The sequence below is a fragment of the Dermacoccus sp. GAS27A genome (assembly GCF_044909235.1).
GTDB classification, from domain to species: Bacteria; Actinomycetota; Actinomycetes; order Actinomycetales; family Dermatophilaceae; genus Dermacoccus; species Dermacoccus nishinomiyaensis.
Window position 1 is genome coordinate 37,723 of sequence record NZ_JBIYDW010000007.1, and the last position, 15,510, is coordinate 53,232.

A 15,510-nucleotide genomic window follows, 5' to 3' on the forward strand; every position below is an offset into this window, starting at 1 on the left:
CATCGAGCGGGACGCGTCATCCCGGGAAGGTGCACTCATGCATATCGCTGAGGGGTTCTTGCCCCCTGTTCACGCTGCCGCCTGGAGTGCGGTAGCGGCCCCCTTCGTCATCCACGGAGCGCGCGAGATCAAGCGCACGATCGAGAAGCATCCGGAGTCGAAGCTGCTGCTCGGCGGGGTCGGGGCGTATTCGTTCGTGCTGTCGGCCATCAAGTTGCCGTCCGTCACCGGGAGTTCGTCGCATCCGACGGGCACCGGTGAGGGCGCCATCATCTTCCGCCCGCCCGTCATGGCGGCGCTGGGCACGATCGTGCTGCTGTTCCAGGCGCTGTTGCTCGCCCACGGCGGGCTGACGACGCTCGGCGCGAACGTCATGTCGATGGCCGTCGTCGGGCCGTGGGCCGGGTACGGCGTCTATCGGCTGATGCGTCGCGCGCCGCTGTCGATCGCCGTGTTCTGCGCCGTCGCCGTCTCCGACCTCATGACGTACGTGACGACGGCGACGCAGCTCGCCCTCGCCTTCCCCGACCGCGCGACGGGTTTCGTCGGCGCATGGTCGCGGTTTCTCGGGCTGTTCGCGGTGACGCAGATTCCGCTCGCCATCGTCGAAGGCCTCGTCGGTGTGCTGCTCATGAACGCGCTGCGCTCCTGGGCCGGCCCGGAGCTCGCCGGTCTCGGATTCGGACGCGATCGTGGGTTCGATGCGGGTGTCGCGGTCTCGGCCGACGTCGAGGCGAAGGAGGCGAGCCGTGCGTGACCGTCGACTGACGAACGTCCTCCTCGTCGTGCTCGCGGCGGCGATCTTCGTCCTGGCGCTCGTCATGGGCACGCGCAGTGGCGACTTCGGTGGCACGGACGCTGCGGCCACCGAGACCATCGAGAAGTCCGACCCCGACTACAAGCCGTGGTTCGAGCCGTTCTGGACGCAGCCCGGTGGCGAGGTCGAATCGGGGCTGTTCGCGATGCAGGCCGCGCTCGGTGCGGGCTTCCTCGGCTTCGTCCTCGGCACGTTCCGCGAGCGTCGCAAGAACCGCGACGCGGCGTCGGGTGTCGCGAGTGCGGGTAGCGGTGTTGCGTCACGTCGTGCTGCCCCGGGTGATGACGCTGCGACGGGTGTCGTCACGAACGCGCCCGACGGTTCGCGGATCGCCTGAGCGTGGCTCATCTCGCGATCGACGAGGCGGCGTGGAGCAGCGCGTGGCGCTCGCATGCCGTCAGCGAGAAGGCTGCGCTGGCGCTCGGTCTTCTCGCCGTGGCGATGGTGGCGCGGGACGTGCGCGTCGACCTGGCCGTCGTCGTCGTCGCGTTCGTCGCCGTCACGGTGGGTGCGCGCGTCGCGCCCGGGCTCGTGCTGCGTGTGTGGGCGCTGCCGGCGGTGTTCGTCGTCATCGGCCTCGTGGGCGTGCTCGTGTCGATCGGCCCCGCGCCCGATGACGCGCTGTGGCAGGCGGGGCCGTTCTCGATCGGGCGATCGTCGCTCGATCGAGCCGTTCTGACGGGGTCGCGTGCAGCGGCGGGGGCGGCTGCCGTCCTCGTGCTCGCGCTGACGACGCCGATGACGGACGTCCTCGGCGGGCTGCGGCGCGTCGGGGTGCCGGCGTTTCTCGTCGAGATCGCGGGCGTCGTGTATCGGATGATCTTCACGCTGCTCGACTCGGTCGGCACGATCCGGGAGAGTCAGACGGCGCGCCTCGGCTACGCGACGCGCCGCGCGGCGCTCGCGAGCACTGGGACGCTGCTCGCGGGGGTGCTCGTCCGGGCCTGGACGCGCGCCCAGCGCCTCGAAGCGGGGCTCGCCGGACGTGGATACACGGGCGACCTCATCGTCACGACGCCCGCGCGGCAGGCGTCGTGGCGGTCGCTGTGTGGTGTCGTGCTCGTCGTCGGCGCCCTCATGGCGTGGGCGGTGATGTCGCGATGAACAGGTGGCTGCAGAACAGGCAAGCTGGGCCGAACGGCGTCGCTCGAGATAGTGAGTCACGTGTGGCTGAGCCCGGCGGCCGGGAGGCAACTGGTACCCGTGGGTTGAGTGTCAGGGATCTGCGCGTGGGGTATCGCGGTCGGGATGCCGTACTCGACGGCGTCGACCTCAACGTGCAGCCGGGGCGGCGGCTCGCGTTCGTCGGCGCGAACGGCGCAGGCAAGACGACGCTGTTACGCGCCGTGGCCGGGTCGGTTGCGGCGACGTCGGGGGACGTCGTCGTCGACGGGGTGGCGTTGCAGCGTTCGCGGCGCGGGCTGGAGCGTCATCGACAGCTCGTGCAGCTCGTGCTTCAGGATCCGGCGGATCAGTTGTTCTCGGCGGACGTCTTCGCGGACGTCTCGTTCGGCCCGACCAACCTCGGGCTGCCGCCCGACGAGGTGCGGCGACGCGTCGAGGAGACGCTCGACGTCCTCGGGATCAGCGACCTCGCGGATCGGCCGGTTCATCAACTGTCGTTCGGGCAGCAGAAACGCGTGGCCATCGCGGGTGCCGTCGCGATGCGCCCCGCGTACCTGCTGCTCGACGAGCCGACGGCCGGCCTCGACCCGGCCGGCGTCGAGGCGCTGCTCGCGAGCCTCACGTCGCTCGAGGAACGCGGTACGACGATCGCCCTGTCGACGCATGACCTCGCGTTCGCGTGGGAGTGGGCCGACGACGTCGCGCTGCTGCACGACGGGCACCTGCGTCAGGACGCCGCGCATCCTGTGCTCAGCGACGAGCCCGCCCTGCATGCCGCGGCGCTGCGCGCTCCCTGGCAGGCGCAGATGTTGGCGCGCGCAGGCGTGACGTGTGCCGGACCGCAGACGTCGCGCGACGGGGGCGCCGACGGGGGCGCCGTCGAGGCCGTCAACGAGGTCGTTGGCGGCGACTCGGGGCCTGGTGACACCGCCGGCGACACGGGGCCCGGCGACGCCGGCGGCGAAGGTCCAGGCGCTCGCCGGCGTCCTGTCATCGGGGCGATACCGCGCACGGTCGATGAGATATACGACGCTGTGGTCAGTGGCGTCTCACGCTCCAGTGACGGCACTGCTCAGGCGGAATGACAGCCCCGGCCGCTCATCGCAGGGGGGTGACAACAGGTGCCGCTGGCAGCTGGCAGCTGGCAGCTGGCGGCCATCAGCCAGTGACCATCAGTCGGTAATCAGCGGTCGGTGGTCGGTGGTCGGGGGTGGTCGGTGGTCGGCAGCTGGCGGGCTCGGCGGCTGGTGGATACGGCAGTCGGCGGGTGCCACGGTTGCTCTGCTCAACGCCGCGCAGGATGTTCTCACTCATGGCGTGGGTGGGTCGGACGTGGGGGAGTGCCACCTCGGCGGTCGCGACGACACCGCTACGGGCGCGGCGCGGCGCCGTGCCCCCCGACGTCGAGTAGGTCGTCGACGCTCGCGGCGATGGTCGTCGCGTCGACGAGCTGTGTCGAGACGGGCGGCAGGTCGTGGATGAGGCGCGCGAGGCGTGACGCCATCGCGTTGGCGTCGAGGTGAGCGAGCGGATCGTGAGTCCAGCACGCCGCGAGGGTCACGTACGTGGCCGAACCGAGGCTCGCCTCGAGCTCGCTCCACGACCCGAGCACGCGCGGCAGGTCGCGCTGTGCGATCTGCAGGACGTGCGCGGCCTCGAGCTGCTCGAAGACGAGGTCGCGCCGCGCGCTGACGCCCCGCTCGGAGTTGTGCTCACCGTCGGCCACGAGCAGCAGCACCCGCTCGAGGGCGCGCAGGGCGCGACGGAACTGACGACGCACGAGCAGCACGGGCAGGCGCCGCCCGAACGCCCACAGCACGAACAGGCAGATGACGCACGACAGGGCCGTCTCGAAGATGCGATCGAGCATCAACTCACCGATCGGCTTGTGCGCCGTGCCCGCCGACGCCACGAGCAGCGCCATCGGCGTGATGAACATCGAGCCCAGCGCATAGTTGCGCACGACCGTCCACTGCAGCAGGTACACGCACATCAGCGCGACGACGATGACCCACCAGCCGCTCGGATGCGTGAGGCTGACGAGGAAGAACAACCCCACCCCGACGACCGTGCCGACGAAGCGGTGCGCGGCGCGATGCGTCAGTGTCAACCGGTCGCCGCCGAGGGAGATGAGCAGCGCCGTCGTCATGACCGCCCAGTACGGATGCGTGACGCCGAGTGCGTACGCGAGCACGCACGTGAGCAGCACCGCGAGCGCTGCGCGCCGCGCGATCAGCGCAGGCAAGGACGAGCGCGACAACCCCCAGCGCAGCAGGTAGCGCCGCGGTGGGCGTCCGAGGTAGCGCGCCTGCGCCATGACGGGGACGGCGATCACGGCCCCGGGCAGTCGCGTGGCGGCGGTGCGTTGGACGACTTCGATGTGCAACCGGCGCAGGCGCTTCGTCAGCTCGCGCCAGTGCGGGTCGGGGTGACGGCGGCCCGTCGCCGCGCTCAACGCCCACGCCGCGGAGAAGATCGACGCGTACGCCGTGTCCCGCAGGCGGCCCGTCTCGACGAAATCGCCGTCCGGGTCTGACTCGAAGTACGCGTCACACGCCTCCTGCGCCTCGTCGACGGCTTGATCCTCCGGTTCGTGACGCTGCGGGTACTGCAGCGCGAGGCTCAGCACGCTCGACATCACGGCGCCACAGCCTGCTGCCAGCAGGAACCGGCTGCCGGGCACGCCGACCGTAGGCAGATACGTACCGATGGCCGGGCCGATCGTCAGAAAGACAGGGCCAGGCGGGTCGCCGACGAGCGCGTGGTACAGAAGCACACTGACGCCGGCGATCGCCGTCAGCGCGACCGTCGTGAGCACCGCATGTCCTGCGACGCTCACCCCGATCGTCAACGCCGCGACGTACGCGAGCGTCATGCACGCGAGGATGGTGACGCGGTGACGCCACGTCCGCTTGACGCTGACGGTGCACAAGAACGTGCCCGTCAACCCGAGCAGGCCGAGCTGTGGGCCGAGGACGAACGACAACGCCAGCACCGTCAGCGTCACGCACGTCGTGATGTGTGCCGCCGTCTTCCAGCGCCCCGGCGCGGGCTTGACCTCGACGAACGTCTGCAGCTCGTCCGCGAGGCGCGCCTTCGTCACCCCGCGACGACGGGCAGCGCGACGCACCTGCGGCGGCGCGAGCATCATCGTGAGGCGGGGCATGCCTCTATTGTGAACCTGGCCACCGACAACCCCGGAAACCTGGGCCTTTCGCCTCCACATGCACACGGGTGCTCGTCCCGCTCATCGTCGTCCTGGTCTACCTCATCGGCGAGCTGGCTCTGCTGTTGCTCCTGGTTCCGCTGCTGGCATTGACCCGTTTCGTGTTTCGTTGCCCCTGGGCCGTCTGTGTGAGTCGACGTGGCCGGGTGCTTCACGAGGAGCGGTGCCCCACGTTCAGCGCCGCCCGAGCGCGTCGGGGCGACCTCGCACAGGCGGTGCGAACCGGCACCTGGCGCGAGCTACCGCGTCAGCACTGAGGCGCGCGCGACGAAGCACCTCGACGTCAACCCCGCGCCAGGCGCTCCCACCTCGCGATCCATGTGGACCGCGCACGACGTCAGCCGCGAGCCAGCCGCTCCTCGACGTAGTCGAGCCAGCGCAGCTCGGCCTCGCCGGCGAAGATGAGCGATTCGAGGACGAGCTCGTCGGGCGTCGGAGCGCTCGGCGCGCCCGGTGTGCGGCGCGGTTTCGACCGGTTGAGCTCGCGTAGGTGCCGCATCGTCGCGGTGCGTTGCGTCGAGACGAGCGCACGCACGTCGACCCCTGGCATCGTGACGGCGAGCGCCAACTTGATGGCGAGTTCGTTGCGTGGCGTCACGTCGCGCGGGACGGCCTGGGCCCACCATGAATCCACTTCACCGCGCCCCGTCTCGGTGAGGCGATACGGAATGCGGCCCTCGTCGTCGGCCGCGCCCGCGCCCTCGACGAGGCCGTCGCGCTCGAGGCGCCCGAGCGTCGTGTAGACCTGGCCGATGTTGAGGGGCCACTGCCCGCCCGTGCGCGCCTCGAACTCGGAGCGTAGCTGCGCGCCGTACATCTCCTGCGACGCGAGCAGCGCGAGCAGGCCGTTACGAACGCTCACGTCAGCCCCCTTCGCGTCGTCGCGGTGAACGATGAACGTTCAACGGTACGACGCGGCGCGCCCACCCGCCGAACCCGCCGAACCCGCCGAACCCGCCGAACCCGCCGAACCCGGCGCGAGTCGTGCATGACGCTCACCGCTCGCGCCTCGTCAGCACCGGCTTGCGGCGTGCGAACAGCATCGACACGAGCGCTGCGACGAGTGGCACCGCGATGAGCATGATCGCGAGCGACCACCATGGGATCGCGTACGTGCCGCCGCTGAGCTGGTGCGTCCGCTCGTCCATCATGTGGTTCGTCGAGGCCCGCGCCAGGATGAGCCCCGGCGCGATGCCGATGAGCGCACCGATGACGCCGATCGCCGCCGCGTGCGCGCCGACGATGCGTCGCCGCGCTCAGAGGGTCAGCAGCACCTTGCCGATGTGCTGCGACGCGGCGAGTTCGCGGTGTGCGTCCGCTGCCTGCGCGAGCGGGTAGGTGGCGTGGACGATGGGTTGCACGGCGCCCGATTCGACGAGCGGCCACACCGTGTCGCGCACCTCGCGCACGATTGCGGCCTTCTCCGCGAGTGGGCGCGAACGCAGCGACGTCGCCGTCACCTGGGCGCGCTTGGCGAGCAGTTTCGCGAGGTCGAGCTCGGCCTTCGTCCCGCCCTGCATGCCGATGATGACGAGCCGGCCGTTGGGCGCGAGAGCGTCGATGTTGCGGCTCAGGTACTTGGCGCCCATGACGTCGAGGATGACGTTGGCGCCACCCGCTGCCGCGACGGCGTCGACGAAGTCCTCCTCGCGGTAGTTGATGAGGGTCTGTGCGCCGAGCGCCTTGCATGCGGCGAGCTTTTCGGCCGAACCGGCGGTGACGGCGACGCGCGCGCCGAGCGCCGTCGCCAACTGGATCGCCATCGTGCCGATTCCGCTGCTGCCGCCGTGCACGAGCAGCAATTCACCGGGCTGCAGGTCAGCGGTGAAGACGACGTTGGACCACACCGTCGCGGCCACCTCCGGCAACGCGGCGGCCGTCACGAGATCGACGCCGCGCGGCACGGGCAGCACCTGGCCGACGCGGACGTTGACGTACTCGGCGTAGCCGCCGCCCGCAAGCAGCGCGCACACCTCGTCGCCGACGCGCCAGCCGACGACGTCGGGCCCGAGCGCGTCGATGGTGCCGGAGACCTCGAGGCCGAGGATGTCGGATTCTCCGGCAGGCGGCGGATAGTGCCCCTGACGCTGCAGCAGGTCCGCCCGATTGACACCCGCAGCGGCGACCTTGATGCGTATCGAGTCGCCCTCGGGCGCGGGCAGATCGGGCACCTCGGCAAGGGTCATGACGTTCTCGTCACCGAATTCGGACAGCGTGATCGCCTTCATTCCTCGACCCTACGACGCGCCCCGCGCACGATGAAACGCCAGATCGTCGACGGTGTCGACGTCGCGGGCGTCGCCCGGGTCGACGGGGGTCTCAGCAAGAGCGAGGGATGCAAGCATCGCACGCATCGACGCGCCGGCAGGGTTCCCGATCGCCTCGCAGGCCGCGGCCAGGGCATCGGCGCGATACACCGCGAGAAGCGGCTGACGACGGCCATCGACGACGGCGACAGCTCCGTCGAGGCAGGACGTGCTGGTCGCCCGCATCGTCAACGCCGCGTCGAGGAGGGCGGGCAGGGCATGGCCGCCCCGGGGCGTGTCGCCGGCGACGAGGGCGATCCACTCGCCGGTGCTGACGTCGAGCGCCCGCGCCAGGGCAGCGACCGGGCCGCCCAGGGGCGGATCCTCCTGCACCCAGGTGACCTGCTCGCGACTGATCGCGCGCGGCGGACCGACGACGATGACGGGCCATGATGTCGGGAGCGAGGCCAGCGTCGAATCGAGCACGCTGCGGGCGCCGAGCGATACGTCCAGCTTGTCGTCGTGAGCGCCGCCGAAGCGCCGCGACGTGCCGCCGGCGAGCACGACGGCCGTGACGGACAGGTTCAGATCGGGCCGTTCGTCGCCTGCGCTGCCCCTGCCCGCCCGCCGGCCTGCCGGTTCTGCGGCGGCGCCACTCAGCCGCGAATCGGTGCCGCCGGGTCGGGAGGCGTGCTCGTCGAGAGGCTCGTGCGAGGTCATGGGTCCATCGTCGTGGACGCGAGCGGGCGGTGGGTGCGACAGGACGTCATCGCGCCGTCGCAGGTGGGTGATCCCGGCGAGGAGGCGTTCAGGTCAGCTGCGCGGCAGGCGACGCGCGCTGTCGACGAGCTGGCGGGCGCTCGCGTCGAAACCGTCGTAACTGCGAGCTGCGCGGGCCGTCATCGTCATGCCGATCATCGAGCTCGTGAGCAGGCTCGCGTACTCGCGCGCTGCGGCAGTGGTGACGCTGCAGTCGGTCAGGGCCTTCGCGAGGCCACCCTTGAACGCGTCGAACGCTGCACGGCAGTGTTCGAGCTGCGTCGGGTTCTCGGCAGCGACGGTGACCGCGCCGACGGCCGAGCCGGCCTCGAACTTCGTCTCGTCGAGGTAGGTCCGCAGGCGGCCGAGCAGTTCGCTGACGACCTGTTCAGGCGAACGACGTTCGACCGACGCCACGACGTCGAGCCACTGCTGGGCGTTGAGGTCGATGGCGGCGAGAACGAGTTCCTGCTTGCCGCCGGGGAAGTGGTGATAGATCGAGCCGCGCGGTGTCTGCGTCGCCTGCGTCACCTCTGCGAACGAGGTGGCCTGCAGGCCACGGCGGGCGAGCAGGTCGAGGGCACCGGAGATCATGCGATCTCTGACGGGCGACGGCATCGGAGCTCCTTCAGGCAGGTTCAGGGTTTGCAGAAAACCCATGTTGCACAGGAGGGAACCCACGTTCGCTCCTTGAACGCTTTATACACCGTCTGTGCTCTTTTTGTTCTGCGGGCGTGCTTCGCCTGGCACTGGCGGCCGATAACTAGGACGATGCAAGCGGGCGAGGGTGAAGAGTTCACGCGTTCGTGTAGAGAATTTTACCCGTTCGGTGGGAGTGTGTGCTCCCCCACAGGTGTGGGTTGCGTGCTGCCTGGTTGTTCAGCGCTGCCATCGTAGCTGGACATGTGACCAAGTGTGGTGGAGTTGCTACAGCCACAAGAATATTGCGTCGCAACTCCGGTCGATGATGCTGGCGGTGCGTCGTCTTGGGTACGGCAGGTGGTGGGTCGCAGGTGCGGCCGGTGTGGCGTCAGCGACGCGTCGAGGGTGGGTCAAGTGCGTGTCGCGTGTGCGTCATGTGGCGGTGGGACTCCGTCGCGGCACGCGGGCTCGCTTCGCTCGCGCGCATGGCGCTCCTCCCAAATCCCCCGAGCTCATTCAGAGATGCGGAAGACCCCCTCCGGGGCGACTTCGTCGCTGATCCCGGAGGGGGTCTTCCGCATCTCTGGCGGTGGCGGTGGGATTTGAACCCACGGTGGAGTTACCCCCACACACGCTTTCGAGGCGTGCTCCTTAGGCCGCTCGGACACGCCACCGGTAAGAACATTACAACAGCGATGCGTCGGAGCAAAAACGAGATGAACGAACCGTCACTTGCACACCGGCGACGGCGACGGCGACGCAGGCGCCACAGCGATCGTCGGGAACGACGAACCGACGACGACATCCACACTGTTGCCGTCACGCCCGTCCTGCACGAGCTTCGCGCCCGGCACCAACGTCGCGACGTACCGCTTCGCCAGCGCCGCGCCGTCAGGGCCGAAACGCACCTCGCCGACACCGTCCTCGCTGTGCTGATACGGGTCGTTGCCGACGACACCCATCCTGAACCCGTGCGTGCGCAACGCCTCCGCAGCCGTTGCCGCCGCACCCTTCGACCCGCTCGCGTTGTAGACGTTGAGCGTGAAAGACGCGATCTCCGGCGGCGCCGAGCTCACCGTCCCGTTCGGACATGGGCCGCTCTGCTTGCTCGGCGACGAGATGAACGTCGCCGCGAACACGATCGCGCCGAGCACGAGCAGCGCGCAGAAGACGAGGATGGCGATGGAACGGCGCTCGCGACGCTTGCGCGCCCGAGCGAGACCGTTGTCGCGGACATAACTCATAGGGACAAGACCCTTGCGTGGAAGGTGGCGCGCGACTGCAAGGCGGCCCGCAAGGCGCGATGCAGCCCGTCCTCCAGGTACAACTCGTTCTGGTACGCGACGACATGCGCGAAGATGTCGCCGTAGAACGTCGAATCCTCCGACAACAACGCCGACAGATCGAGCGTCGTACGAGTCGTCGTCAGATCCGCCAGACGCACCACCCGAGGCGTCACCGGCGACCAGTCCTTGGGCGTGACGAGGCCATGGTCGGGGTAGGGGCGCGAATCGCCCACGGCCTTGAAGATCACGGCCCTATTTTATGTGCCCACAGTGCTGGGCGCGCACGCGCCGGGCGGATACGCTCACGACGTGACCGAAAAGAATCAGCTCGAAGCCATCCGCAGCGGATACGCCTTCGACGGCGCCTCCCTCGAGCTCGGCGCAGCCGTCGAGGACAACACCGCCAAGCCCGACGTGCAGGTGCGCCTGCCGCTGTCGATGATGAACCGCCACGGCCTCATCGCCGGCGCCACCGGAACGGGCAAGACCAAGACGCTGCAGCTCATGGCCGAGCAGCTCGCCACCAACGGCGTTCCCGTCTTCATGGCCGACATCAAGGGCGACCTGTCCGGTCTCGCCGAACCGGGTGAGTCGAACGACAAGGTCGCCGCCCGCGCGAAGGACGTCGGGCAGGCGTGGGAGGGCAAGGGCTTCGACGTCGAATACCTCAGCCTCGGCGGCGAGGGCAAGGGTGTGCCTGTGCGTGCCACCGTCACCTCGTTCGGCCCGACGCTGCTGTCGAAGGTGCTGGGGCTCAACGCAACCCAGGAATCCAGCCTCGGTCTCATCTTCCACTACGCCGACGCCAACGGGCTCGCCCTGCTCGACCTCAGGGACCTGCGCGCCGTCATCACGCACCTGACGTCCGACGAGGGCAAGGCCGACCTCAAGAACCTCGGCGGGCTCAGCTCGGCGACGGCCGGCGTCATCCTGCGCAACCTCATCGCGTTCGCCGATGGCGGCGCCGAGGTGTTCTTCGGCGAACCCGAGTTCGCCACGTCCGACCTCATGCGCACCGGCGCCGACGGGCGCGGCATCATCACCTGCCTCGAACTGCCGAGCGTGGCCGAGAAGCCCGCACTGTTCTCGACGTTCCTCATGTGGATGCTCGCCGACCTCTTCCAGGAACTGCCCGAAGCGGGCGACCTCGACAAGCCGAAGCTCGTGTTCTTCTTCGACGAGGCGCACCTGCTCTTCGACGGCTCGAGCAAGGCGTTCGTCGACCAGATCGAGCAGACCGTCCGCCTCATCCGCTCCAAGGGCGTCGGCGTCTTCTTCGTCACCCAGACGCCCAAGGACGTGCCGTCCGGCGTCCTCGGCCAGCTCGGCAACCGCGTCCAGCACGCGTTGCGCGCCTTCACGCCCGACGACCAGAAGGCGCTCACCGCGACCGTGCGCACCTTCCCCAAGAGCGGCTACGACCTCGAAGAGCTGCTGACGACGCTCGGCACCGGCGAAGCGATCGTCACCGTACTGTCGGAGACCGGCGCCCCGACGCCCGTCGCCTGGACGCGCATGCTCGCACCGACGTCGAAGATGGGCCCGGCCGCACCCGAGACGATGGACCGCATCGTGTCGTCGTCGCCGCTCGCACCCAAGTACTCCGAAGCGATCGACCGCGAATCGGCCTACGAGAAACTGCAGGGGCGCCTGACGCCCGACACAGCGGGTGCGGGGAGCGACGCCGACGCGGCGCAGAACACACCCGCTCCCGAAGCGCCCCACGCGCCCGCCAAGAAGGAGAAGGACGACCCCGGCCTGGTCAGCCAGGTCGTCCACTCCTCCGCCTTCAAGTCGTTCATGCGCTCCGCCGGTACCCAGATCGGCCGCGAGATCACCCGCAGCCTCTTCGGCACCGCCCGCCGTCGCTGACGATCAGCGCATCAGAGGCGCACGCACCCAAGACACACGAGGGACGCCCGACCAGGGCGTCCCTCGTGTGACTTCCACCTGCCGGAGCTTGTTTCCCTCAGCAGCCGCCCGACGCTGACGGTGACGGACTCGGCGACGCCGTCGCCTGCGACAACGGCACGACCTTGCCGTTCGTCGGCCACTTCGAACCCAGATACAGGCGCACGGCCGAACCCTTGATGTCGACAGCGCCCTTCGTCTGCGTGTCCTGCAGCAACCGCGAACCGGGGATACTCATCTGCAGGCGCTGCGCGTCGGGCAGGCCCTCCTCGTCGTACACGATGACGGCCGAGTCGTCCGGGTAGTACGCCTTGTCGTTCGCCTCGGCATCCGCGTGGAAACCCTGCTTGCCGAGCTGACCGGCGACGTCCGCCGCGAGGCCCGGCATGAACGTCGTGTTGAGGACGGTGACGGAGACGTTCTTCACCGCGCGCGGCGGGCGCGGCGCCAGGGAGAACTTGTTGCCGATGACGATGTCGATCGTAGGATCCGAGCGCTCGTCCTGATACAGGTTCGCGTGGGGGATCTGCCTGGCGACGTTGAGCGCGATTGTGCGGCCGTTCTTGCCGTACCGGATCTCGGCGAACTTGGGGGTCGGACGATCGTCGCTCAATGGGTCGTTCTTGACGTCCAGCGTGTGCATGCCGCGCCAGCCGAGCTGCTTCGCGACGGTGGCACCCTCACCGCTGCGGTCGCTCGCGTTGTAGACGTTGGCGTAGATGCTCGACCACGCGACCGTGCGTGACGGCGACGGGTTGCCGGGTGGGCACGTCGGCGCAGCCTGCTTCGGCTTGTCGCTCGAGCACCCCGTCAACGCACCTGCGGCAACGACGAAAACCGCTGCAGTGCTGGCGGTTCGGCGCATCATCACGATCCTTTCGACCCGGCTCGCACGACGACGAACCACCCCCGGAAGTGCCCAGTGTACGGCGGGCCGCGCACCCACGCCGACGGCGACCGTCCCTCGGCGCGCAGACACGACGATGCCCCGCCGGACGAACCCGGCGGGGCATCGATCACGTGTGGCGGAGGATATGGGATTTGAACCCATGAGGGGTTTCATCCCCAACACGATTTCCAATCGTGCGCACTAGGCCACTATGCGAATCCTCCGCCGAGAACTGTACTGCACCGCGGCGCATGCGCCCAAGTCGGGCGGTGCAAGCAGCGTCGAGGGAACAGCCGGGGAACGACGGGTGCGCAGGGGCTCGTCGGTGCGGGCTGTCACCATGGGGGCGTGACGCACGACAACACGAGCCCCGACGACACCCGCGCAGCCCGTGTGCGCTGGAGCGACCTGCCGCTCGCGGCCAAGCTCATGCTCGTCAGCATCGTGTTCGACTTCGTCGGCACCGGCCTCATCATGCCGTTCGGCGTCACCTACCTGCACGAGGTGCGCCACCTCAGCCTGCAGGTGACGGGCATCCTGCTGGCCCTGCCCGCGATCGTCGGGTTGCTCGCCGTCGGCCCCGGCGGTGTCGTCATCGACCGTGTCGGTGCGCGTCGCGTCGTCATCACGGCCGTCGGGCTCGAGATCGCCGGGCAACTGCTCATGGCCGGGGCGCACGACGTCGGGCGGGCCGCACTGGCATTGACGCTCTCCGGAATCGCGACGGGGGTGATCTTCCCGGCCGTGCAGGCGATGGTCGCAAGCGTCATGCCGTCGGACCAACGGCAGTTCTTCTTCGGTCTCAACTTCACGCTGCTCAACCTGGGCATGGGCATCGGCGGGGTGCTCGGCGGGGCCATCGTCGACGTGACGCGGCCGTCGACGTTCGAGCTCGTGTACGTCATCGACGCCGCGACGTTCCTCGTCCCACTCGCGCTGTACCTGGGTCCGCTGCGACACCACGGCGGACGCGTCGAGCACCCCTCGAGCCCTGACGGCGACGCGCCGCGCGGCGGTTACGCGCAGGTGCTACGCGAGCCGACGATGCGGCTGCTCGTGCTGCTCGGATTCATCACGGCCTTCATCGGCTACGCGCAGTTCGGAGTCGGATTCCAGGCCTTCGCCCGCAGCGTCGCGCACGTCTCGACGCAGGTGCTCGGCTGGGCGTACGCGGCGAACACGGCCGTCATCGTCGTCGTGCAGATCCTCGTGCTGCGGCTCGTCTCCGGCAGGCGGCGCACGCGCGCGCTGGTGCTCATGTGTGGCCTGTGGTCGCTGTCGTGGGCCGTGCTCGGCCTCGCGGGCTGGTCGGGGGAGCGCTCCGCGACGATGGCCGGCGTCCTCGTCTGCGCGTCGGCGGCGATCTTCGGCGTCGGCGAGACGTTCCTGCAGCCGACGCTGCCCGCCATGGTCAACGACCTCGCCCCGGACGCCCTGCGCGGGCGCTACAACTCGGCCTCCGCGGGAGCCTTCCACCTGGCCGAGATCGTCGGCCCGCCGTTCGCGGGCCTGCTCATCGGGCACGCCCTGGCCGGCTGGTACACGCTCGCGCTCGTCCTCGGATGCGTGGGCGCGGCCGCCGTCACCCTCGCCGTCGAACGGCGCCTCAGCCCCGCCGTCAACGGGCTCGGCGCGCCGCGCGAACCCGACGTCGCGGGCGAGCTGGCCCTCGAGGTGCAGCGCGCCAAGCTGAGCGGAGAGTAGGTGCGTGAAAACCCCTTCGGTGATGAGCGGCGGCTCGTAGCCTGACGCCATGCCCCGACGCGTCGCCCGTCACGCCGCGCCGCTCGGCGACGGACGCGTCGTGTGGCTGTTCGGCGACACGCGTCGCGCGACCGGCCGCGGGGCGACCATGGTGTCGAACTCGATGCTCATCAGCACGCGGGGGTGCTTCGCGCAGGTGCTGACGGGCGTCGCCGTCATCCCCGATCCCGGTGTTGCGGGCGAGCGGTTGGCGGCGTGGCCGACCTGCGTCATCAGCCTTGATCGCGGTCGATGGAGCGAGCTTTTCGTCTGCACCAACACGATCAGGCGGCACGGCGGGTTCTGGGGGTTCACGCTGCTCGGCACGTCGGTGACGCGCTTCGTCGTGCCGGACGGCGGGGCGGCGCGCCGCCTCGAGAACGTCGCGCTGAGCGCAGACGACGACACGCTCGACCACATGACGTGGGGGACGGCGAGCGTCGCCGATGACGGGTGGATCGTCGTGTAGGGCACCCGTGCGCCGACGGGCGGCTTCGGACGCGAGGTGTACGTCGCGCGCACGCGTCCGGAGGACATCGAGAACATGGCGCTGCGTCAGTACCGCGGCGCGACGGGCCGGGGCCCCCGACGTCAGATGACGCCCGGGACGCGGCTGGGGCCCTGTGAGACGTGAGCGCCCCCCGCGTACCTGGAAGAGCTCCCCTACCCTTGCTGCATTCCTGCCCTGGGGGAGTTCGGAGAGGTACCACCACGCGGGGGGCTTGGCATGAGTCTACCGGGGAGGCTGCGAGGGCGGTAATCGTGGGGTGGTCGGCGCTCCGGGCGGCCCTGGACGGGTGGTCGGACGAGGCGTGATCGGCCTGTTCGTAGGGCGTTCTCCGCGGAATCTCGGGGTTGTCGGTGCG

16 protein-coding genes, 2 tRNA genes and 1 other RNA gene are annotated in these 15,510 nt (G+C 69.6%); 7 read left to right on the forward strand and 12 right to left on the reverse strand.

Features of this window, described 5'->3' with window-relative positions:
• The first annotated feature begins 37 nt into the window (after nt 1–37).
• The 4 genes from ABH936_RS08695 to ABH936_RS08710 all read left to right on the forward strand — a co-directional run bounded on the left by ABH936_RS08695 (nt 38) and on the right by ABH936_RS08710 (nt 3,027).
• A complete protein-coding gene (locus tag ABH936_RS08695) occupies nt 38–757 on the forward strand; it encodes an energy-coupling factor ABC transporter permease (RefSeq protein WP_006947566.1) in 720 nt (239 codons plus the stop codon).
• A complete protein-coding gene (locus tag ABH936_RS08700; protein WP_165584686.1) occupies nt 750–1,154 on the forward strand; it encodes an energy-coupling factor ABC transporter substrate-binding protein in 405 nt (134 codons plus the stop codon). Before ABH936_RS08695 ends, ABH936_RS08700 begins: the two co-directional genes overlap by 8 nt.
• 2 nt (nt 1,155–1,156) lie before the next feature.
• A complete protein-coding gene (gene cbiQ / locus ABH936_RS08705) occupies nt 1,157–1,921 on the forward strand; it encodes a cobalt ECF transporter T component CbiQ (RefSeq protein ID WP_038569677.1) in 765 nt (254 codons plus the stop codon).
• Nucleotides 1,922–2,046: 125 nt separating this feature from the next.
• Nucleotides 2,047–3,027 carry an ATP-binding cassette domain-containing protein gene (locus tag ABH936_RS08710; protein ID WP_341352636.1) on the forward strand — a complete coding sequence of 327 codons (981 nt, stop codon included), beginning with the start codon at nt 2,047–2,049 and terminating at the stop codon, nt 3,025–3,027.
• Between the two features lie 284 nt (nt 3,028–3,311).
• Here the strand turns inward: ABH936_RS08710 and ABH936_RS08715 are convergent, their stop codons facing one another.
• The 9 genes from ABH936_RS08715 to ABH936_RS08755 form a co-directional block, all read right to left on the reverse strand.
• A complete protein-coding gene (locus ABH936_RS08715) occupies nt 3,312–5,108 on the reverse strand; it encodes an FUSC family protein (protein WP_165584688.1) in 1,797 nt (598 codons plus the stop codon).
• A gap of 397 nt (nt 5,109–5,505) precedes the next feature.
• Nucleotides 5,506–6,030: a PadR family transcriptional regulator gene (locus tag ABH936_RS08720; protein WP_165584689.1), complete on the reverse strand. Its 525-nt coding sequence runs from the start codon at nt 6,028–6,030 to the stop codon at nt 5,506–5,508.
• Between the two features lie 133 nt (nt 6,031–6,163).
• Nucleotides 6,164–6,412 (reverse strand): FtsX-like permease family protein, encoded by a 249-nt coding sequence (locus ABH936_RS08725; RefSeq protein WP_341352637.1) that lies wholly within the window; start codon nt 6,410–6,412, stop codon nt 6,164–6,166.
• Nucleotides 6,413–6,424: 12 nt separating this feature from the next.
• Nucleotides 6,425–7,396 (reverse strand): NAD(P)H-quinone oxidoreductase, encoded by a 972-nt coding sequence (locus ABH936_RS08730; protein WP_165584691.1) that lies wholly within the window; start codon nt 7,394–7,396, stop codon nt 6,425–6,427.
• A gap of 9 nt (nt 7,397–7,405) precedes the next feature.
• A complete protein-coding gene (locus tag ABH936_RS08735; protein ID WP_165584692.1) occupies nt 7,406–8,134 on the reverse strand; it encodes a molybdenum cofactor guanylyltransferase in 729 nt (242 codons plus the stop codon).
• A 93-nt stretch (nt 8,135–8,227) separates the two neighbouring features.
• Complete coding sequence (locus tag ABH936_RS08740) at nt 8,228–8,791, reverse strand: TetR/AcrR family transcriptional regulator (RefSeq protein ID WP_165584693.1); 564 nt, start codon at nt 8,789–8,791, stop codon at nt 8,228–8,230.
• A gap of 608 nt (nt 8,792–9,399) precedes the next feature.
• Nucleotides 9,400–9,489, reverse strand: a tRNA-Ser gene (locus ABH936_RS08745).
• 54 nt (nt 9,490–9,543) lie between these two features.
• Nucleotides 9,544–10,059 carry a LytR C-terminal domain-containing protein gene (locus ABH936_RS08750; RefSeq protein WP_165584694.1) on the reverse strand — a complete coding sequence of 172 codons (516 nt, stop codon included), beginning with the start codon at nt 10,057–10,059 and terminating at the stop codon, nt 9,544–9,546.
• Nucleotides 10,056–10,349: a hypothetical protein gene (locus ABH936_RS08755; protein ID WP_062256997.1), complete on the reverse strand. Its 294-nt coding sequence runs from the start codon at nt 10,347–10,349 to the stop codon at nt 10,056–10,058. The genes ABH936_RS08750 and ABH936_RS08755 overlap by 4 nt, the downstream gene beginning before the upstream one ends.
• Nucleotides 10,350–10,410: 61 nt before the next feature.
• Here ABH936_RS08755 and ABH936_RS08760 point away from each other — a divergent pair, with 61 nt between their 5' ends.
• Nucleotides 10,411–11,973: a helicase HerA-like domain-containing protein gene (locus ABH936_RS08760; protein WP_239304380.1), complete on the forward strand. Its 1,563-nt coding sequence runs from the start codon at nt 10,411–10,413 to the stop codon at nt 11,971–11,973.
• A gap of 97 nt (nt 11,974–12,070) precedes the next feature.
• On the opposite strand, the gene ABH936_RS08765 is transcribed toward ABH936_RS08760, so the two are convergent.
• Nucleotides 12,071–12,877 carry a LytR C-terminal domain-containing protein gene (locus ABH936_RS08765; RefSeq protein ID WP_241724911.1) on the reverse strand — a complete coding sequence of 269 codons (807 nt, stop codon included), beginning with the start codon at nt 12,875–12,877 and terminating at the stop codon, nt 12,071–12,073.
• Nucleotides 12,878–13,035: 158 nt separating this feature from the next.
• Nucleotides 13,036–13,125, reverse strand: a tRNA-Ser gene (locus ABH936_RS08770).
• Between the two features lie 124 nt (nt 13,126–13,249).
• Here ABH936_RS08770 and ABH936_RS08775 point away from each other — a divergent pair.
• Both ABH936_RS08775 and ABH936_RS08780 read left to right on the forward strand, forming a co-directional pair.
• Nucleotides 13,250–14,605 carry an MFS transporter gene (locus ABH936_RS08775; protein ID WP_404603044.1) on the forward strand — a complete coding sequence of 452 codons (1,356 nt, stop codon included), beginning with the start codon at nt 13,250–13,252 and terminating at the stop codon, nt 14,603–14,605.
• Nucleotides 14,606–14,654: 49 nt separating this feature from the next.
• Nucleotides 14,655–15,113 carry a hypothetical protein gene (locus ABH936_RS08780; protein WP_404603045.1) on the forward strand — a complete coding sequence of 153 codons (459 nt, stop codon included), beginning with the start codon at nt 14,655–14,657 and terminating at the stop codon, nt 15,111–15,113.
• Between the two features lie 161 nt (nt 15,114–15,274).
• Here the strand turns inward: ABH936_RS08780 and ffs are convergent.
• Nucleotides 15,275–15,369, reverse strand: an RNA gene (ffs, locus tag ABH936_RS08785) — signal recognition particle sRNA small type.
• Nucleotides 15,370–15,510: the final 141 nt, after the last annotated feature.